Raw genomic sequence first — 20,386 nt, forward strand, 5'->3', positions numbered from 1 at the left:
ACAGTGTTCACTTTACGGACGGTTCAATTATCTTTTTCTTGGTTGATCGCACTTCTCGTGCTTGTTGCCCCTCACGTTTTGGCGATGTCGGTTGATATTGAAGGAGCAGATGACAGTCGTTTAGAAGAGAATATTGAGACACATATTGGCATCATTGGTGCCCCAGTGGGGTGTGAGCTTACGCCAAACTATCGCCAAACTGTTAAAGAAGCGGTAATTAAAGCGGCTCAAGCAATTGGCTATTATCAGCTTGAAACCTTAAGTATACGTTTATCAAAAGACCAAGAGTGCAGCGAGTTATACCTCTCAGTACGAGCTGGCACGCGTGTAAAAATTAGTCAGCGTCAAATAGAGCTAGTTGGATCTGAAAAGCCAGACACGGTATTGCAAGGCGTTATTGATAAAGCCCAGCTTAAAGAAGGTACGTTCTTAGAGCAAAGTCAGTATGAAAGCCTAAAAAGCAAGCTGTTGTCTATGGCACAAGTGCGCGGCTATTTTGATGCGAAATTTACCACCCAAGAAATTCGTATCGACTTCGATGCTTACTCGGCAAGTATTCACTTAGTCTTTGCTGCAGGTAAGCGGTATGCCTTCGGTAAGCTGCTCATTCCAGAAGACGACAAAGCGCAAGTCCTTATCCAAGAAGTATCGACCTTTAAAGAAGGTGAGCCTTACCACGCAGATAAACTAGCGGAATTTAACCAAAATTTAAAACTCACAGGCTATTTTCAACAAGTTGTGGCGCGTCCGCTCGTCAGTAAAGCACAAGGCGGTGAAGTACCCATTGAATTGATTGCCAGCGCCAAGCCCAGAGACACATTTAACATAGGCGGAGGTATTTCTACGGATACTGGCCCCAGCCTTCGATTTAAATGGCAGCGCCCTTGGGTTAACAGCAAGGGGCATAGTTTGTCAGCTGACGCATTTATCTCAAGCCCAGAGCAAAACATCAGTGTGAAGTACAAAGTGCCGCTTGAGGACCCACTGAATAATTATTTGAGTTATCAAGCGGGTCTTAAAGCCGAAAATGACAATGATACGCAAAGTGAAGTGATTACTCTGGCCATTCAGCGCCATTGGGGCGAGCCTGATAACGATTGGAAACGTATTGGATTCTTACGTTTAGAACAAGAAAAATTCACTCAGGGAACTGAAGATGAACAAACCACCACGTTATTGTTGCCCGGTGTCACTGTGAGCCGGCGAAGAACGCGCGGTGGGTTAGACCTCAATTGGGGGGATAAACAGCAATACACCCTAGAGGGCGCCACCCAAGAGGTGGTTTCTGATATCGATTTGGTGCGTATCAGTTTGCAATCTAAATGGTTGCGTTCCTATGGAAAACATCGCTTATTCGCTCGGGCAGAATTGGGGGCTATTGCGACCAATGACTTCTCTCAAGTGCCATCGAGTTTGCGCTATTTCGCAGGGGGAGATCAAAGCGTACGAGGATTTGCCCTAAATACATTGTCGCCAGAAGAAGACGATGAATTAACCGGCGGGCAATATTTGAGTGTGGCGAGTATCGAGTATTCCTACCCAGTGGCAACCGATTGGCGCTTAGCTGTTTTTACGGATGTGGGTAATGCAAGTGATAAACCATTTAAAGATCTCGCCACCGGTGTTGGCTTAGGCGCTAGCTGGGTTTCACCTGTTGGACCAATACGTTTTTATTTTGCGCGAGGTAACAGTGTGGAAGAAACCACATGGCGCTTTCATTTTTCCATGGGGCCTGCATTATGAGGCTATTGAAATATTTAGGCATATTCCTTTGCGTTTTGGTTTTGTTAATCGCTGTAATTGCATCGCCTTGGGGTACAAGAGGCGTGCTGTCCATCGCTGATAGCAGTGTAGACGGGTTGGACATCGATTACGATTCAGGCAGTTTGCTTTCTGAGCTGTCGCTCAAAAGGTTAGTATTCTCGACGCCAGATTTAAGCTTGCAGATCAAAAAACTAGCCGTCGATGTTAATTGGTCTTGCGTGGCTACGATGCAAGCATGCCTATCTGAGCTTAGGGCGCAAAGTATTGGCGTTAACGTCACCCCTAGCGAATCGTCTGAGCCCGAAAGTACTGAACCGTTAGGGCGTATCACGCTGCCATTGCCGGTATCCGTGGATCATTTAGACGTGCGTAACATTCGAATCGACGTGGTCAATACAGTAGGTGTAACAATACGGTCTGTATCCAGTGAGCTCAGCATGTTCCGTACTTTGCACATCGACCACTTGGCAGTTAATGGTATTCGCGTTGAGTTACCTGAGGCCAGCCCTGAAGCGAAGTCCACTGATAATCAACTGTTAGACTTGCAAACAATCGCCAATTGGCAATACACGCCGATAACGCTGCCGGCTATTGTGTTTCCAATTGTTATGCGCGGAAATAATTTGGCGCTGGATGACCTAGTGGTTTCTCAAGGCAAAGCGTCGCTTATTGATATCACGAAGCTGCGAGCAACCATCAATATTACCCCTAAATTACTCACGGTGAAAAAGTTGCAGCTAAGCTCTAGCTTAGGGGAGGCAGACTTAACCGCTACCCTGGGTAAGCAATGGCAGCACCAAGCAACGTTGTTGTTCAATACTACTACCAATAGCCCATATCCTATGAACGCTAAGCTGAATCTCAAGGGGAATTTGCAGCACAGCGAACTTAAGCTCAATACCACCGGCTTAGTTGACTTAACGGCCAGTGCTAGCGCTGATTTGCAGTCAAAGCAATTACCTCTTGCTCTTGAGGTCAATTGGCAGCCAGTCGAGTGGCCGATAAAGCAACCACAATTACTGATTGAAGAAGGCCAGCTGACGCTGTCTGGAGATATTAACCAGTATAAATTGGCCTTAGATACCGCCCTCAAAGGCGCTTCAGTCCCCCAATCGACATTGACCGTGCGCGCTGCGGGCAACAATCGCCAAGTGCAGCTTACTCGATTGGCCATCGATACCCTTGGGGGGCAAATACAGGCGTCAGGAAATGCCACCCTAGATACCTTAGCAAAATGGCAAAGTCAGCTTCAGTTTACTGATATTCAACCCCAACGCTTTTGGCCCAAACTGGACGCTAATATACAAGGCGAGCTTAGCCTTGACGGGCAATATGATGGCCAAAACATACTGGCCCAGATGCGTGATCTTGTTGCATCTGGCAAATGGTTAGATTATCAGTTAAGTGCTTCTGGCGAAGCGAACTTTGACTCACAAGAAGGGCTTGAAATCCCCGAATTGTTGGTTAAAACAGGTGACAATCAAATCACCCTTGTCGGTTCATTAGAGGCCTTTGAAGACGTACAGGCGCAATTGACTGTCGACGCGCAAGACTTATCTCAGTTGTATCCCTCATTTGCTGGCAGGGCAAAGTTTGAAGCGCAAATAGATGGCACAATCTCTGCCCCTGAGGCCAACTTTAGTGGCTCTGCTGATAACATCGATATACCCGATATGCGTATCGCACAACTCGCGACCAAAGGGCAGGTTATTTGGGATGCTCAGAAACAAGCCAACATCGAATTGCAACTTAGCAATAGCGTTATTAGCCAGCAAAGAATAGCGAATTTAAATGTGGCTTTGAACGGTGATGCACAGGATCACCAACTGAGTTTATCGCTTAATAGCAACATGGCTGACGTCGTGACTAAATTGCACGGAAGTCTGTTGGATAGCCATTGGGATGGCGCGCTAGATGTACTTACCTTTGCCTCAGATGCAGGCCAATTTGGTTTAGAGGATGAGGGGCCTAGCATATCCGCTAATTGGGCGACTGATGAATATCGTGTCGCGCCACTCTGTTTATCTGATAACGATGCTCGCGTGTGCATTCGCCTTGCTGAGTATGCAGCCACTGGTGCCCAGTTTGATCTGGCGATTGACGACTTACCCTTAGCTCCATTGCTAAGCGCTAACTTAGCGCAACTGCAAAAGATAGATACCGATGCCAAAGTAAACTTAGTGGCTAAAGGCGATTGGGACACAAAAAAACTGCCTATTATTGAAGCTAATATCAGTTTAACGCCCTCAACCTGGACGGTAGAGGGGGCGAGTACACCCCTTGAGTTAGATGTGCTTGACATGCGTGTTAACACCATAGTCGATAAAGTGGACGCTAAAACCGCAGGTAAAAATGACCCACCTCAGCATGTAGTTACGCAGTTGACACTGCAAAGTAAGCAATTAGGCGAGGTGCACTCAAATGTTGACTTGCAATTAAATGACCAAGACAAGCCGCTTTCTGGTCAGCTAACGTTAAGCAATATTACCCTAGGTGCTGCAGCCCAATTTGTACCGCAATTGACTGAACTCGCTGGGCGTATCGATGGCCAAATAGAGCTCGGCGGAAACTTAACCGCGCCATTAATCAAAGGAGAGGTAACGTTAGTTGAAGGTGCCCTCGCGGGCTCAATGCTGCCATCGCGTATTCATCAGGTTGAGCAAGTTATTACGTTTACTGGGCAGGCGGCGACGCTGAGCGGGCCATTCCAACTGGGCAACGGAGAGGGCCAAATAGACGGTGAGTTCAGTTGGCAAGATACCCCTAGCGCGACAGTGAACGTTAAGGGAGATGAAATGGAAATCGACTATCAGAATATCGTCAGGGCTAAGTTATCGCCTGACATCAATGTGCAATTTGGGGAAGCAGGATTATCGGTTAAAGGAGAAGTCACTTTACCCTACGCCCGTATTAAGGTGAGGGAGTTGCCACCCAGTGCTTTATCACCTTCTAGTGATGTGGTGTTGGTGAATCATGAGCAAGTCGCTAAAGAAAACAGTTTACCGCTGGATTTATCTCTACAAATTAACATTGACCCAGACAAAAATAATGACGTCAAAGTGGATGCATTCGGTTTGACCTCAGACTTAGAAGGCGCATTGTTATTAACGCAAGCTGGCGAAGTCCTTAATGCTAACGGTGAGCTGAATTTGGTCAATGGTCGCTACCAAGCTTATGGCCAAGATTTGGTGATACGAGAAGGAGAAATTCAATTTAGCGGCCCGATAGATAGCCCATATCTTGCGGTGGAGGCAATTCGAGATCCTAACAAAACCGCGGATGATGTGATTGCAGGCTTGCGAATTCAAGGCAGCGCGTCAGAGCCTCAAGTCAGCGTATTTTCAGATCCAAGTATGGAGCAGCCAGAGGCGCTTTCGTATCTGTTGCGCGGCACTGCAATCAATAGTACTGATGAATCCTCAAGCGACGGGGCACTGGCCAGCGCGTTAATCGGGTTTGGTTTAGGTAAAAGTGAAAACAAAGTGACTAATATCGGGCGCAAACTGGGCGTAGAAGATCTCGCTTTAAATACCAGTGGTACGGGAGACGAAACCAAGCTTTCGGTTTCTGGTTATATCGCGCCTGGTGTGCAAATTCGCTACGGTGTAGGGGTGTTTGACTCTGTTTCAGAAGTTGCTCTGCGTTACCAGCTATTGCCAAAACTGTATCTGGAAGCGGTGAGCAGTTTAAACAGCGAGCTGAACTTATATTATCAATTTACTCTTGATGACAAAGAAGAGTCAAAGCCCGAGTAACTTACAGAAAAACTAATTATGTTTCGAACGGGCTAGCATTTTTACCTCAGTAACTGTACTGGATTGGCGCGTAATTTATTCAATAACCTACCGATAACGGTCATTATGAGTCGTTCAAATCATCTGGGGCAGTCTCATGTCATAAAAATTGTGACTTTTTTCGATAGTGTTACGTCTACTGATGATAAGTGTGTCGTTATCTATTGTTTTTCATATTTTGTATTTTCATATCATCATTATCTAGCGCATTTTGGATAGGAATCACCATGGCTGAATTATTACCCGAGTTGATTGAAGAAGTTGTATCGGCTCCAGAGCGCGGTGAACAAGATAATGTAGTGGCGCTTGTAGCGGCCCAAGACACCGATGATGTGGCATTACTGTTAGAGTCTTTACCCCTAGAACAGCGCCTAAAAGTGTGGGAAGGAATACCCAAACGACGTCGACTCGATGTGCTGGTTGCCATGCGCGGGGATCCTCGCGAGACGTTAATTGCCGCCACTGATGTAAGTGAGTGGGAAGCCATTTTCTTTGAGGTGGACGCTGAGCAATTACTCGAATTGTCAGATTCATTGCCCAATGCGTTGGTTGATAAAGCGCTGGATGCCATGGATAAGCAACAGCGCCAGTATTTCACTGACGCGAGCCAATTTAGTGACGATGAAATTGGCCACTGGCTTAGCCAAGACCCACTCGTGCTGCCTTTAAACGCCAAAGTACGCGATGCACTGCGTTTGATTCGCCGAGATGTACCAACCCATGCTGACACCATCTTCTTGGTTAACCGTGCAGGTCAATTTTCAGAAGCCGTAAAGTTAACCAACGTCATGGGGCTACCCGAGCATGTGCCCTTGGTGGATTTATCAGAAGAGGTATTCGATACCATCAACGCGAGTGACGAGCTAACCACGGCATCCTTGATGGTTCAACGTTCCGGCTTTGCTTCATTGCCGGTTGTGGATGAACAAAACAAAGTGCTGGGTCGTTTAGACATTTCCACCGCGAGTGAGCTACTGAATGAATTTTATGAGCGCCAAATTATGGCGACGGCAGGTATGGATGAAGACGAAGATTTGTTCTCGTCGGTACCTAAGAGCGCAAAGAACCGAGCGGTTTGGTTAGGTATCAACCTACTGACGGCATTTTTAGCCTCAGGTTTTATCGGGATGTTCGAGGCAACATTGCAACAGGTGGTGGCGCTAGCGGTTCTCATGCCCATTGTGGCGAGTATGGGGGGCATAGCAGGCAGCCAAACCCTGACTTTAATGATACGCGGCCTTGCCTTAGGGCAAGTCACTGGCTCTAACGTGAAAGCCTTACTTAAGAAAGAGTTGAGTGTCGGGGGCTTAAACGGTGTGGTGTGGGCATTGGTGATTGGCTGTATCGCGTATTTTTGGTTTTCAGACGCAATGCTCGGATTGGTGATTTGCTTAGCGATTTTATTAAATATCATTGCCGCCGCAGCGGCTGGAGTCGTGGTGCCTATGGTGTTAAACAAGTTCAACATCGACCCAGCGTTATCGGGATCAGTGATTCTAACGACGGTCACAGATATTGTAGGGTTTGTGGCATTTCTTGGTTTGGGGACGTTGTTCCTACTGTGATTCAAGTGAAAGCACAGCCTAGGACGGAGCAATTATACAATGTGTAATTTTTTCGTAGCCCACTGCAAAACCTACAAGGATAAGGGGAACGAAGAATAGTTGAGCACCACAGGGCAGGGCTTATGGACAAGTTCAGATGTTGGCACGTATGTCGCTTACTACACCCAGCCGAAGGAGCATTAACTCCTTCGTTTATCCGTTTTAAAGGAAGTGTGTATGTTGACTTGGGCCCTAACATTTTTTGTGCTTGGCGTAATAGCGGCCGTTTTTGGTTTTGGTGGAGTGATTGGCGTCGCAGCCAGTATTGCAAAAGTGATTTTTTTATTGTGCGTCGCGTTTGTCGTGCTCTTCAGTGTGTTGGCATTTAAACAACATAAGCGGCATAAGTAGTCATTAACATGAGCGCCATTTTGGACTCTAATATTCGGCCTGTTTTGGCTTGCCAAGAGGAGCTGCTAGCGGCGCTAATGCTTGAAAATGCCTGTTTTTAATAAACAAATCAGAGTTTTACTCTTGGCATCATTATCGCATTAGCTATGTTTTGAAGGTCTAATGCAAATGTGTGAGGCAGCGATGAAAAAGATATTACAAAGCATAACCCTGATTGCCATCTTCAGTACCGCCAGTGTTGGCGCCTCAGCCGGTAACTACTGGAAAGCCAGTGCGCTTGATGGTTGGATTGATGGTTACGTAGAAGCCACCTTGTTGCTAAATGGCAACTTGGATGCAACTGGCATTGATACGGACGTTGACAATGGCTCGGTGACCCTACGAGGTAAGGTGGAAACAGACTTAGATAAAGCCTTGGCGCAAGAATTAGTCATTGGCGTTGAGGGTGTGACTGGGGTAGAAAACATGCTTACGGTGTTCTCACCGGGAAAGAATGAAGACAGCGAAGTGCAGGCTAAGCTAACCGATAACAAAGTCGCTACTGTAGTCAAAACCCGTCTACTGGCGGCACCGGATATCAGCAGCACCGAAATTGACGTAAATAGCACCAAAGGTGTGGTCGTGTTGCAAGGGCAGGTGAAAAATGACGCTGAAAAGCAACGAGCGGTTGATATCGCTCAAGAGGCCATCGATGTAGAAAAAGTGGTGAGCAAGTTAAAAGTTAGCGAATAAATCATTGCACGCGCTGTAGCATCTGACGTGACAATGCTCAAAAATTATAAATGTAGTAAGAGGTATTATGATGGATAAGCACAATAAGAATGCATACTTTAACTGGTTCGAAAAAGTAGACAAGCCTGAGTCCAATGAATCGGAGCTTGTTGAGCGTTTAGTTGAGGAAAATACTCTGCTAAAAAAAATACTCATGCAAAAACAGCAGGAGGGTATTGAAACTGCTGTTTGATTATTGAACAATGAAGCGTCTTTCATGTCGATTAGGTGCTGTGGCAATTTGCGAGTTAAGCACCTAGCTGACCAAAACCCAGAGCCGCAATGCAAAATCCAGAGAGTGCAAATGTTCTAAAACAAACGTTGCTGGTGGTAGATAACCCCGGCGAAATGTTAAAAGCACTCACCCGCCAATTTTCAACATCATTCCATTTGCTCGTGTGTAATGACAATGAAGAGGTACTCAAGTTAGCGCTAAATGCACCTATCGACTTAGTATTGATCAGAGTATCTCCCCGTGACAGCGACTGGCTTCTCATTTGTACTCGTTTGAAACAGCACCCCCTAACCATAGATATTCCGCTTATCTTGTATGGTAAAGATACGCCCAAATCCTTGATTTTATCTGGACTAGAAGCGGGTGCATTAGACTTCGTTGAGCTGCCAACCGATATTGCCATGCTCAACATCAAGATCCGAAATCATATGCAGGTATCGGCTAAGCTTCGTACGCTGGCGCTTATCTCCTGTACCGACGGGCTGACTGGCGTACCTAACCGCATGCAGCTCGACACCACCTACAACCGGTTTTGGTACGCAGCTATTCGAGGGCAACATGAGCTGTCAGTGCTAATGATTGATATTGATTTTTTCAAGGGATTTAATGATACCTATGGTCATGTAGCGGGTGACGAATGTTTAAAGAAGGTTGCCACTACCATTGAAGCGAGTTTGCAGCGTGAGAGTGATGCTATGGGGCGCTATGGCGGCGAAGAGTTCCTAGTACTGTTACCTTTCACCGATAAAGTAGGCGCGCAAAAAATAGCTGAAATGATATTACGCAATATTGAAGCGCTAGATATAAAAAACAAGGCGTCTACTGTTAATGGTAAGGTCACTGTGAGTGTCGGTGCGGCAACACTGAAGCTCCATGACATTAACGACCACACCTTTAATCACCCTGAATTTCTGGTGGAGCAAGCCGACCGGTGTCTTTATCAAGCTAAGAAACAGGGCCGCAACCGGCTTGTGAGTTAGTCATACCCCTTCCAATAAATACGTGCCCTGTGAGAATTCCCCCAGCGGATTTTGAAAATGGCGTTGGTATAATAAGGCTCATTTAAAGTACATAAAAAAAGCGCCATGTTGGCGCTTTCTAGTGTCGCTTTCAGATTTTAAACCCTAATCTTTATTGCTCACGAGCAATGGCGCGATAAGCAATGTCGTCACGATAGAACATGCCATTCCAGCTGATGCTCTTGGCCAGTTCATAAGCACGTTGTTGTGCCTCAGTGACGCTTTCACCTAAGGCTGTTGCGCACAATACGCGCCCACCGTTTGTCGTTACATTACCGTTGACATCTTTCGTACCAGCGTGAAAAACCTTAGCTACGTCGCTTTCATTTTGGTTTAAACCAGAAATCACGTCGCCTTTTTTATAAGCTTGCGGATAACCACCTGCGGCGAGTACCACGCCTACAGCAGCTCTAGGGTCAAACTTGGCAGTGGCTTGGTCTAACTTACCGTCAACGGCAAGCTGCACTAACTCAACGAGGTCAGACTGCAAGCGCATCATGATGGGCTGTGTTTCAGGATCCCCAAAGCGGCAGTTATATTCAATCACCTTAGGTGTGCCATCGGCCATGATCATCAAGCCCGCATATAAGAAGCCGTGGTAATCGTTACCTTCGCTTGCCATACCTTGTACCGTAGGGTAGATCACTTCATCCATCACGCGTCGGTGAATTTCATCGGTCACCACCGGGGCTGGTGAATACGCGCCCATACCACCTGTGTTTGGCCCTGTGTCGCCATTGCCCACACGTTTGTGATCTTGGCTGGTGGCAAAAGGTAATACATTTTTGCCGTCAACCATGACAATAAAGCTCGCTTCTTCACCGTCCAAGAACTCTTCAATGACAACACGACTGCCTGCTTCGCCAAAGGCATTTCCCGCCAGCATATCGCGCACCGCATCTTCGGCTTCATCTAAGGTCATCGCGACAATCACACCCTTGCCAGCGGCTAGGCCATCAGCTTTTATCACGATAGGAGCGCCTGTTTGTTGCAAATAGGCTAAGGCGGGCTCAATCTCAGTGAAATTTTGATATTCAGCTGTAGGGATCTTATGACGCGCTAAAAAATCTTTAGTGAATGCCTTTGAACCTTCAAGCTGCGCAGCGGCTTTACTTGGGCCGAAAATCGCTAAACCTTCGGCTTGAAATGCATCTACCACGCCCAACACAAGTGGTACTTCTGGGCCCACTATGGTTAAAGCAATCGCATTTTGTTTGGCAAAAGTGACCAGCGCGCTGATATCTTCAACGTCGATGGCAACATTCTCGAGTTTTGGCTCAAGGGCCGTTCCTGCATTACCTGGGGCAACATAAACTTGGCTTACACCGTTTGATTGTGCTGCTTTATAAGCTAGAGCATGCTCGCGGCCACCGCCGCCAATTATCAATACTTTCATGAGATCCGCTTTAGAAAATGGGTTAACAAATAGGGCTATTTATCAAAACGCCGCTCAATAAGGCGGCGTTTTGAATGGCTAATCGCTAGCCTAATACAGGTTTATTTTACGAACTTTAAGGTCATACGATTGCTCTCGCCAATCTTCAGGTACTTACCTTCGTCCTTCTCGCCTAAACGTAAGCTCGGGGGTAAGGTCCACACGCCTTTTTCGTGTTCGCCGCTATCTAATTTATTGGCGTTGATTTCACTTTTACCTGCTAGGGTAAATCCAGCTTTTTCAGCAAGAGCGATAACATATGACTGCTTCATGTAGCCGGAGCTTTGTTGCAACGCGCTGCTTTGTGATTCGCGTAAGCTATGCTCAACCACACCAAGCACACCGCCGACCTTTAAAGCTTTGTAAAAAGCTTTAAAGGCGTTTTCTACGCCTTCATCACCGTCTTGCATGTACCAGTTATGAATATTGCGAAAGGTGAGCACGCGGTCAAGGGATTCAGCTGGCGCAAAATCAGTGGCTTTCATTGGATGAAAGGTGGTGACCTTAACGTTTTGATAGCTTTTTAATGCAGTTATTTTCTGCTCAAATTGTTCACGAGATTTTTTATAAAACTCGTTGGTGTTCTCATCCACATAAAAGTGTGCAGCGTAAAACTGGCCCTTTTCCTTTAATAGCGGAGCAAGAATATTACTGTACCAACCACCACCAGGTGAAATCTCGGCTACAGCCATGTCTTCCTGAACTTCAAAGAAGCGAAGAGTTTGCTGCGGATGACGGTATTCGTCACGTAAACGTTGTTCGGTAGGGCGTCCTTCATCGGCTAGAGCATCGATAAGGGCATCAGCTTGAGCAAAAGAAGAAGCTAAGAACGTAATAGAACAAACTAACTGCGTAGCGCGCTTAAACATGAGCAAATCCTGTAATGAGTCTTTAAACGGACCTAGTGTAGCGTTTTTTTACGCAACACTAAATATCAAGTAGCTTAAACCTAAGCCGTAAATCTGCTCAAATCAGCGAAGAGCGATGGAGTAAACACCGCGCTTCGCTTGCGATTAATGCAGACAATTAATGGCGGAAGTGACGCATACCAGTGAATACCATAGCGATACCATGTTCATCCGCTGCGGCGATAACTTCATTATCACGCATAGAACCTCCGGGCTGAATGACAGCGCTGATCCCAGCTGCTGCGGCGGCATCAATACCGTCACGGAACGGGAAGAACGCGTCAGAAGCCATTACCGAACCTTCTACTTGCAAACCTTCATCAGCCGCTTTAATACCCGCGATTTTGGCTGAGTAAACTCGGCTCATTTGGCCTGCGCCTACACCGATCGTCATGCTGTTTTTGCAATATACAATCGCGTTAGATTTAACGTATTTAGCGACTTTCCAGGTAAACATTAAGTCTTTTAACTGCTGCTCGGTCGGTTGCACTTTGGTGACAACCGTTAAGTCTTCCATGTCAACCATGCCAAAATCACGCTCTTGCACTAACAAACCGCCGTTGACACGTTTGAAGTCGTAACCGTCAGTTAACTGGCCTTGCCAATCACCGCAGGCTAAAAGGCGAACATTCTTTTTAGCCGCAACGATGGCAACGGCTTCATCGTTAACGCTAGGAGCAATGATCACTTCTACGAACTGGCGGTCGACAATAGCTTGCGCCGTTGGGCCATCTAATTCACGGTTAAACGCAATGATGCCGCCGAATGCAGAGGTAGGGTCTGTTTGGTAAGCGCGGTTGTAGGCTTCAAGTATGTTCTCGCCCAGGGCTACTCCGCAGGGGTTAGCATGCTTAACGATAACGCACGCAGGCTCTGCGAATTCCTTCACGCACTCTAATGCAGAGTCGGTGTCAGCGATGTTATTGAACGACAGCTCTTTGCCTTGTAACTGAGTAGCGGTCGAAACAGACGCTTCTTGAACGTTGTTTTCTACGTAGAATGCAGCGTCTTGATGGCTGTTTTCGCCGTAGCGTAAATCTTGCTTTTTACTCATTTGTACATTGAATGTACGGGGGAATGCACTGTGTACATGGCCGCAATCATCAGCACAGGCGTCTGAACACTCATCAGTGCAGCTATCAGATTCGATCATGGTGCCGAAGTAGTTGGCGATCATGCCGTCATATTCGGCGGTGTGTTCAAATGCGGCGATAGCTAAATCGAAACGCGTATTGGCCGTTACTGAGCCATTATTGGCTAGCATCTGCTCGGAAACACGGGCGTAGTCTTTGGCGTTGACGACTATCGTTACGTCATTATGGTTTTTGGCTGCTGCGCGCACCATAGTTGGGCCGCCGATATCGATGTTTTCAATCGCATCTTCAAGGCTGCAGTCGTCATTGGCAACGGTGGCAGCAAAAGGATAAAGATTCACCACAACTAAATCGATAGGTTGAATGTTGTTTTCAGCCATCACTGCTTCATCTTGGCCGCGACGCGCAAGAATGCCGCCGTGAATTTTGGGATGCAGGGTTTTTACACGGCCGTCCATGATTTCAGGATGACCAGTATAAGCAGATGCTTCGATAACGGTTAGCCCGTGGTCTGCTAATAATTTGGCTGTACCACCGGTCGATAAAAGCTCAACGCCTTGCTCGGCTAAGAAAGTGGCAAATTCTACAATGCCAGTTTTGTCAGAAACGCTTAATAAAGCGCGGCGAATAGGTTTTTGAGTCGTCATAGTGTGTTTATCTTCTAAAAAGGATTAACAATGATGCTAGGGGCGCGAAGTATAGCGCATACAAAAAGAGCACCCTAGGGTGCTCTTTCATTTTTTTACTTAGTTCATGCCGTACTGTTTAAGCTTCTTGCGTAGCGTGCCACGGTTGATGCCTAACATGATTGACGCGCGAGTTTGGTTTCCGCGGGTGAAAGTCATGATTTCTTCTAACATTGGCGCTTCAACTTCGGCCATTACTAGTTCGTACAAATTTTCGATATCTGTGTTGTCTAGTTGCTTAAGGTACTTATTCACTGCTTGTTTTACAGAGTCACGTAAAGGCTTCTGCGCCTGTGTTTGTGAAGGAGTCGTTACCGTAGTGGTAAAAGGAGAAGTTACATTTTGCTCGAACATATACAATCTTGCTCTTTAGTTAGTCATCGTTAGGCAGCAGGTGATACGAGATGAGTCGTAGGTTCGCCTGCCAAGTGGTCAAAATAATGTGCCAATGAATCAAGTTGCTCTGCAGCATCATCAATCGCATTGAACCTGGCTCGGAATTGCCGCTCACGGTCATGTTCCGCTAAATACCAACCCACATGTTTGCGAGCTATCCGCGCTCCCTTAAATTCACCGTAAAATTGGTGAACATTGGCTACGTGCGCTAATAATACGTCGCGCACTTCACCTAATGGGGGCGAAGGCAGTATTTCGCCAGTTTGCAGAAAATGTTGAATTTGGCGAAATATCCAAGGGTTACCTTGGGCACCTCGGCCTATCATCAACGCATCTGCATTGGTGTATTCCAACACGTGTTTTGCACTGTGCACGCAGGTAATATCACCATTGGCAACGACGGGTATCGACACAGCCTGTTTAATGGCTTTAATGGTGTCGTACTCAGCGTTACCTTTGTACATACAGGCCCGGGTGCGACCATGAACTGCTAAAGACTGAATGCCGTTTTGTTCGGCGATCTTTGCAATTTGCACCCCGTTGCGATTGTCCGTATTCCAACCTGTGCGTATTTTTAACGTTACCGGAACCTGCACCGCTTCGACCACAGATTGAACTATTCGCTCAACCAATTGTGGATCTTGCAATAACGCAGAGCCCGCCAACTTCTTATTTACCTTCTTAGCCGGACACCCCATGTTAATATCAACAATTTGGGCACCGTTATCCACGTTAAACTGTGCCGCTTGAGCCATTAATAATGGATCAGCGCCAGCAATCTGAACCGCGCGGATCCCTTTTTCGCCTACATGATCCATACGTTGCTTGGATTTACTTGACCGCCATACATCAGGATTAGACGACAGCATTTCAGATACCACCAAACCTGCACCCATGCGTTTGCATAATTGCCGGAAAGGCCTATCTGTCACACCTGCCATAGGCGCCAGAATCAAATTGTTTTCAAGCTTGTAAGGACCAATCTGCATAATTCAAAACGCGAAATCGCGCAAAAACTGTCCGGTTTGCAAAAAAGGGCGGCAAGTTTACGGTTTTTTTACAGACTTGAAAAGGCTATATTTTGAACAAATTGTCAGTTTTTTTGACGTTTTGGGCTTGACACTTATAGAACATAGCAAATTTCACATGTCCTCACTTTATGCTGGGTGATATCTGAGCAGCTGTGTAAATTAAATGTAGCCGAACTGGCAGGGATGTTACACAGAAACCCTACCATTACTGGGGTTAAGAGGGGGTGTTAACAGAAGCAAGATAAGACTGAGAGAGGATCGAAAACAAACTAGAACTTAATTTTTCCCGTGAGCATGTCTTTAAACATCACCCAGTCTCCTAGGAAGCTATAAAAAGGGTAGGTAAAGGTGGCTGGTCTATTGTGTTCGTAAAAGAAGTGCCCGACCCAAGCGAAACCATAGCCTAATACAGGGATAAGCCACAGCAGGGCAAATTGAGCATTTAGCACTGCGTATATAATGGTAAATATAATCAAGCTTGAACCTACAAAGTGTAAGCGACGGCAAACCGTGTCTTGATGTTCACTCAGGTAATAAGGATAAAAATCAGCAAAGCTTTGGTATTTCTTGGACATGGGGTTTCCCCTTCACTATGTGTTCTAATAAACTAGACGTTAGCACGGACAATAATGGGGAGATTGTCTAATAGGCGACAGTCTTGCTTTTTTCAAAGGCAGAAAACGGCTTGAGTTTGGCGTAAACGACCCCACCATTTGTTCATCATCAGCATAAGAGATTTAACATGCAAAATAGCGTAGATATTACCATTGAGAATTTTCAGCAAGTCATCTTACAAGAATCCGCCACCAAATTGGTTATGGTTGAGTTTTGGGCCCAAGGTTATGAGCCTAGTGAGCAACTAGCGCCAGTATTGCAAGCGATTGCGAGCAAACAAGGTGAAAATCTATTGCATGCTCGAGTGGATTGTCAGGCACAGCCAGATATTACGGCGCAATTTGGCGTGCAAAACTTGCCTACGGTTATGTTGATTAAAGATGGCCAACCTGTTGACGGCTTCGCCGGTGTTGAAAGTGAAGCGAATATTCAAGCCATGTTAGATAAACACTTGCCTAAGCCTCAAGACGAATTATTTGCCCAAGCCACAGCCATGGCAGAGCAAGCTAATTACCAAGAAGCGTTTACCCTTGTAAAGCAGGCGTTCGATTTGGACCCTAACCGCGCTGATATTAAGTTGCTATTGGCGGATTGCCAAGTAGAAGTAGGCCAGGTGAATCAAGCCAAGGAATTATTAGCGACCATTGGCTTGGTGGATCAAGACGGATATTACCGTGCTATTTTAGGTAAAATTGAATTGGCCGAGCAAGCCGCTGAGTCCCCCGAAATTATTGCTTTGCAGCAAGCACTGGAAAGCGACCCAGACAACTTAGATTTAAAAGTAAAATTAGCAGTACAATTGCGTCAAGCCAATCAGATCGAAGAAGCATTGGGTTTAATGCACTCTGTATTGTTAAAAGACCTGAACTTTCAAGATGCTAAAAAATTAATGCTAGATATGATCAACGCGCTGCCAGATGGTGAGCCTCTTAAATCTCAATATCGCCGTAAGGTGTATAGTCTGCTTTATTAACGATAAATGACTTCAAGGGCGCATCTCAATGTGCGCGTTTAAAAGCAGGGAAATTCAATAATACCAAGGCCATTCCTTGGTATTTTTTTATTTGTTTTTCACCGTACTACAGGTATTTCAGGACATATTGCGGGCCTAGCATTGGCTAAAAGCCTGTTTTACAAATTCGAAGAAGGCTTCGGCTTTACGGGTCGCTAAACTATTTTGCGGGCGTAAAAACCAGACTGGAGCCTCTGGCGAAGCAAGTACGTTGGGCAATACTTCTACTAATTTCCCCTCTTGGATGCAGCGCTTAATCGCAATTTCTGATTTTATGCCAATGCCGTGACCCGCACGCAGCGCTTGGGTCATATTGTCAGAATTAGAAATCGTAAACCGAGTTTTAGTATTCAAGGCAAATACGCTGCCATCATTATGTAAAAGTTTAAGCTGCTTTTGCCATGGCAGGGCGACAAAACGGTGCTCGGTGAGCGCTTGTACGTCAGAAATAGGTGGGTGTTGTGCTAGGTAATGGGGCGAAGCACATAAGATCCGCTTGTTGTTAACTATTTTACGCGCCAGTAATCCTGAGTTTGCTAAGGTGCCCACCCGAATCGCAACGTCTTGGGCATCGTCCACTACATTGACGAACTGATCGGTCACCAGAAAATCTAAAATAACGTCAGGGTATTGCTGCTCAAACTTGACGAGGTTAGGCAGGATATAAATCGAAAATATCCAAGGTGGCAGTGTCACCCGCAATCGTCCACTGATCGCACTGTCTCTGGCGCCAATGGCAAACTCGGCATCATACAGGGCAGCTAAAATATCTCCCACACGTTGATAAAACTCTTCCCCTTCGGCGGAAGGGCGCACATTACGACTATCTCTAAATATTAAAACCGTGCCCAGAATGCGTTCAAGTTTAGACAGCCTGTGGCTGACTGTGGCAGGGGATATGTTTAAAGCGCTGGCCGCAGAAACCACTCCTTTGTTTTCTACTATGGCAATAAAGGTTTCTAATTCGTTGATTGTGTACATAAAGTGGGGCCGACGTTTACTGATTCGAAAATATTAAACCATGCTTTCGGTTTTACCTGCTAGGTTTTAATTTGTCTAACCCCATATCTTACCCATACATAGTTAACGCCGTATTTTAAGCAGGAGATAATCATGTCGCTACAGGCGCAAATAGCCGAATACGAAAAACAGAAAAATGCCACCGCGCCCAAGGACGTATTAAACGTTATGGCCCTAGCCACCAGTGATTTGATGGCAACGGATATTTCTTCTGATGCTTTACAAGTGGGGGATTACGCGCCTGATTTTAGTTTGCCAAATGTGCATGGTAAGCTCGTCACCTTAGCTGAAATGCTGGCCCACGGGCCCGTGGTGTTAAATTTCTATCGCGGTGGTTGGTGTCCTTATTGCAACTACGAGCTTCGAGCATTTGAAGAAGTGCTGGAACGCATCGAAGATTTAGGGGCGCAGTTGGTGGCAGTGTCCCCCGAAACGCCAGATAACTCACTCACCACCAAAGATAAAAACGAGTTGTCTTACGCTGTATTGTCAGATGTGGGCAACAATGTGACGAATGACTACGGTCTGGTATTTAGCCTAGACGAGCGCTTACGGCCAATTTATTCGCATTCAGGAGTAGATCTTCCCGCTTTTAATGGTGATGACACCTTCAATTTGCCCATGCCTGCAACGTATGTCATCAATCAAAGCGGCCAAATTGTGTATGCGTTCGTATCTGAAGATTACACTAAGCGCTCAGAGCCATCTGAGGTCTTGAAAATTTTAACCACACTTGATAACTAAGCAGAGTACCCATTTATGCCCTTATTTATGCACTTATTTGTGCCTTTCGCAAAACGAACGCGGTTGATCACGCTAACCTTTCTTTTCTTTTCACTATTAGGAGCGAACTTTATGGCTCATGCGGCCCCAAAACCTAAAGTTATTATTTTCGATGTAAACGAAACCCTTCTCGATTTAGAAACCATGCGCACCTCAGTCGGTAAGGCCTTAGATGGTCAAGAAGAGCTAACAACTTTATGGTTTTCAACCATGTTGCATCATTCGCTAGTGACCACAGTAACCGGTGACTACCAAGACTTTGGTAAAATTGGCGTAGCGGCGTTAATGATGGTGGCGCAAAACAACAATATCGACATTACCGAAGAGCAAGCCGTAACCGCGATTAAAACGCCCTTACTATCTCTGCCCGCTCACCCTGATGTTAAAGCGGGGTTGACTGCCCTTAAAGCGCAAGGATTCAAAATTGTCAGTTTGACCAACTCGTCTAACAAAGGTGTTGAGACCCAGTTCAAAAATGCGGGTTTAACGGATTATTTCGATAAGCGCATGAGCATTGAAGACATTAAAGTTTACAAACCTGATCTGCGTTCATATGCATGGGCACTTGAACAACTGAATATTAAACCTGAAGAGGCGCTAATGGTTGCTGCCCACGGTTGGGATGTCGCTGGTGCTAAAGCGGCAGGGTTACAAACCGCTTTTGTTGCGCGCCCAGGCAAAGCGCTTTATCCGTTGGCACAAGAGCCAGACTATATCGTAAAAGATTTAAGCGAATTGGTTGAAATACTAAAGTAAGCTGATGTCATGACGTCAGGTGTTTGTTTGTGAACACCTGTGGACAAAAAATGCTTTTCAAGCCCTCGAATGCCTCGCCGTATTCGAGGGCTTTTTGTCTGTATTATTCGGTTTTGAGTTTTCATCATAAAAATTGTCTTTATACTCGATGTAGGTCAAAACAAAGAATAATAATAACATGCGCAAAATATTTGTGATGCTACTGGTAGTGGTTGTTGGGCTATTGCTCTGGCTTGGGGTGTGTTTATTACAAGACAGTCGAAGCACAGGCTTAGCTATTTTCAATAACACACTCAAGCTGATTGACCCCATCACAGTCAATCATGATATTGCCTTTGGCGATGAGCCATGGCAAACATTAGATGTGTACCCCAGTGACAATTCGCACCCTGTGGCACCGGTTATCGTATTTATTCACGGTGGAGGTTGGAATTGGGGAAACAAGTCTATGTATTATTTCGTCGCTCATGCCTTTGTTGCACGCGGCTACACAGTCGTTATTCCTGACTATATTAAATATCCTGAAGGGCACTTCCCCCAGTTCATTGAAGATGGCGCAAAAACACTTGCTTGGGTAAAAGAGAATATTTCCCGCTATAACGGTAACCCGCAACAAATTTATCTTGCAGGGCATTCAGCTGGGGCACACACCGGCGCGCTATTGATGACGGACAAACACTATTTGACTGACGTTGGCATAACTGTGGGGGATATCAGCGGCTTTGCAGGCATAGCTGGGCCTTATGCATTTACCCCAGATTCACCAGAATACATTGCCACCTTCGGTGAAGAGAATTTTCACACAATGAAAGCCACTAGCCATGTTGATGGCGACGAGCCACCCATGTTGCTATTACATGCAATGGGTGACAACGCAGTGGGTGAATTCAATCAACAACAGCTAGCACAAGCCTTGCGTGATGCAAATCGGCCAGTGCAGACACGGCTTTACGGTGAAGAGATTAATCACATCAACATATTATTAAAACTGCATCCTTGGTTTGCAGGTAGCGTCGATACTGGGCATGACTTAGACGAGTTTTTTCAATTGCTTAGTGCACAGCAATTTAACGAGCTACGGCCTACCCACCAAGGGGCCAATTAACAGAAGT

General features: G+C 46.0%; 18 protein-coding genes. 11 read left to right on the forward strand and 7 right to left on the reverse strand.

Going from position 1 to position 20,386, the window contains the following annotated elements; genetic code table 11:
* The first annotated feature begins 3 nt into the window (after positions 1 to 3).
* The 7 genes from PATL_RS01330 to PATL_RS01355 all read left to right on the forward strand — a co-directional run bounded on the left by PATL_RS01330 (position 4) and on the right by PATL_RS01355 (position 9,499).
* A complete protein-coding gene (locus tag PATL_RS01330) occupies positions 4 to 1,743 on the forward strand; it encodes an autotransporter assembly complex protein TamA (RefSeq protein WP_011573191.1) in 1,740 nt (579 codons plus the stop codon).
* An 83-nt stretch (positions 1,744 to 1,826) separates the two neighbouring features.
* On the forward strand, positions 1,827 to 5,519 hold the full coding sequence (locus PATL_RS01335; protein WP_198136268.1) for an autotransporter assembly complex protein TamB: 3,693 nt from the start codon (positions 1,827 to 1,829) through the stop codon (positions 5,517 to 5,519).
* Positions 5,520 to 5,785: 266 nt separating this feature from the next.
* The gene (locus PATL_RS01340; protein ID WP_011573193.1) at positions 5,786 to 7,123 is read left to right on the forward strand and encodes a magnesium transporter; all 1,338 of its coding nucleotides are present in this window, start codon (positions 5,786 to 5,788) and stop codon (positions 7,121 to 7,123) included.
* A gap of 216 nt (positions 7,124 to 7,339) precedes the next feature.
* The gene (locus PATL_RS22300; protein ID WP_041713142.1) at positions 7,340 to 7,513 is read left to right on the forward strand and encodes a DUF1328 domain-containing protein; all 174 of its coding nucleotides are present in this window, start codon (positions 7,340 to 7,342) and stop codon (positions 7,511 to 7,513) included.
* Positions 7,514 to 7,696: 183 nt separating this feature from the next.
* Positions 7,697 to 8,245, forward strand: a complete 549-nt coding sequence (locus PATL_RS01350; protein ID WP_041714172.1) for a BON domain-containing protein — start codon at positions 7,697 to 7,699, stop codon at positions 8,243 to 8,245.
* Between the two features lie 67 nt (positions 8,246 to 8,312).
* The gene (locus tag PATL_RS22605; protein WP_157043382.1) at positions 8,313 to 8,477 is read left to right on the forward strand and encodes a hypothetical protein; all 165 of its coding nucleotides are present in this window, start codon (positions 8,313 to 8,315) and stop codon (positions 8,475 to 8,477) included.
* 89 nt (positions 8,478 to 8,566) lie between these two features.
* On the forward strand, positions 8,567 to 9,499 hold the full coding sequence (locus PATL_RS01355; protein WP_011573196.1) for a GGDEF domain-containing protein: 933 nt from the start codon (positions 8,567 to 8,569) through the stop codon (positions 9,497 to 9,499).
* A gap of 151 nt (positions 9,500 to 9,650) precedes the next feature.
* On the opposite strand, the gene purD is transcribed toward PATL_RS01355, so the two are convergent.
* The 6 genes from purD to PATL_RS01385 all read right to left on the reverse strand — a co-directional run bounded on the left by purD (position 9,651) and on the right by PATL_RS01385 (position 15,663).
* Positions 9,651 to 10,934 (reverse strand): phosphoribosylamine--glycine ligase, encoded by a 1,284-nt coding sequence (purD, locus tag PATL_RS01360; RefSeq protein ID WP_011573197.1) that lies wholly within the window; start codon positions 10,932 to 10,934, stop codon positions 9,651 to 9,653.
* 101 nt (positions 10,935 to 11,035) lie between these two features.
* Complete coding sequence (locus PATL_RS01365; RefSeq protein ID WP_011573198.1) at positions 11,036 to 11,842, reverse strand: class I SAM-dependent methyltransferase; 807 nt, start codon at positions 11,840 to 11,842, stop codon at positions 11,036 to 11,038.
* A gap of 157 nt (positions 11,843 to 11,999) precedes the next feature.
* Positions 12,000 to 13,622, reverse strand: a complete 1,623-nt coding sequence (gene purH, locus PATL_RS01370; RefSeq protein ID WP_011573199.1) for a bifunctional phosphoribosylaminoimidazolecarboxamide formyltransferase/IMP cyclohydrolase — start codon at positions 13,620 to 13,622, stop codon at positions 12,000 to 12,002.
* Positions 13,623 to 13,721: 99 nt separating this feature from the next.
* On the reverse strand, positions 13,722 to 14,015 hold the full coding sequence (gene fis / locus PATL_RS01375; RefSeq protein WP_006991173.1) for a DNA-binding transcriptional regulator Fis: 294 nt from the start codon (positions 14,013 to 14,015) through the stop codon (positions 13,722 to 13,724).
* A 29-nt stretch (positions 14,016 to 14,044) separates the two neighbouring features.
* On the reverse strand, positions 14,045 to 15,046 hold the full coding sequence (gene dusB, locus PATL_RS01380; protein WP_011573200.1) for a tRNA dihydrouridine synthase DusB: 1,002 nt from the start codon (positions 15,044 to 15,046) through the stop codon (positions 14,045 to 14,047).
* Positions 15,047 to 15,357: 311 nt separating this feature from the next.
* Complete coding sequence (locus PATL_RS01385; RefSeq protein ID WP_011573201.1) at positions 15,358 to 15,663, reverse strand: DUF962 domain-containing protein; 306 nt, start codon at positions 15,661 to 15,663, stop codon at positions 15,358 to 15,360.
* A gap of 167 nt (positions 15,664 to 15,830) precedes the next feature.
* Here PATL_RS01385 and PATL_RS01390 point away from each other — a divergent pair, with 167 nt between their 5' ends.
* Positions 15,831 to 16,676 (forward strand): tetratricopeptide repeat protein, encoded by an 846-nt coding sequence (locus PATL_RS01390; RefSeq protein ID WP_011573202.1) that lies wholly within the window; start codon positions 15,831 to 15,833, stop codon positions 16,674 to 16,676.
* 135 nt (positions 16,677 to 16,811) lie between these two features.
* On the opposite strand, the gene PATL_RS01395 is transcribed toward PATL_RS01390, so the two are convergent.
* Entirely contained in the window at positions 16,812 to 17,696 is an 885-nt protein-coding gene (locus PATL_RS01395; RefSeq protein ID WP_011573203.1) for a LysR family transcriptional regulator, read from the reverse strand.
* A 132-nt stretch (positions 17,697 to 17,828) separates the two neighbouring features.
* Here PATL_RS01395 and PATL_RS01400 point away from each other — a divergent pair, with 132 nt between their 5' ends.
* The 3 genes from PATL_RS01400 to PATL_RS01410 all read left to right on the forward strand — a co-directional run bounded on the left by PATL_RS01400 (position 17,829) and on the right by PATL_RS01410 (position 20,379).
* Positions 17,829 to 18,479, forward strand: coding sequence for a peroxiredoxin-like family protein (locus PATL_RS01400; protein ID WP_011573204.1), 651 nt, complete (start codon positions 17,829 to 17,831; stop codon positions 18,477 to 18,479).
* Positions 18,480 to 18,590: 111 nt separating this feature from the next.
* On the forward strand, positions 18,591 to 19,274 hold the full coding sequence (locus PATL_RS01405) for a haloacid dehalogenase type II (protein ID WP_011573205.1): 684 nt from the start codon (positions 18,591 to 18,593) through the stop codon (positions 19,272 to 19,274).
* Positions 19,275 to 19,452: 178 nt separating this feature from the next.
* Positions 19,453 to 20,379: an alpha/beta hydrolase gene (locus PATL_RS01410; RefSeq protein WP_011573206.1), complete on the forward strand. Its 927-nt coding sequence runs from the start codon at positions 19,453 to 19,455 to the stop codon at positions 20,377 to 20,379.
* Positions 20,380 to 20,386 lie beyond the last annotated feature (7 nt).

The sequence above is a fragment of the Paraglaciecola sp. T6c genome (assembly GCF_000014225.1).
Lineage (GTDB): Bacteria > Pseudomonadota > Gammaproteobacteria > Enterobacterales > Alteromonadaceae > Paraglaciecola > Paraglaciecola atlantica_A.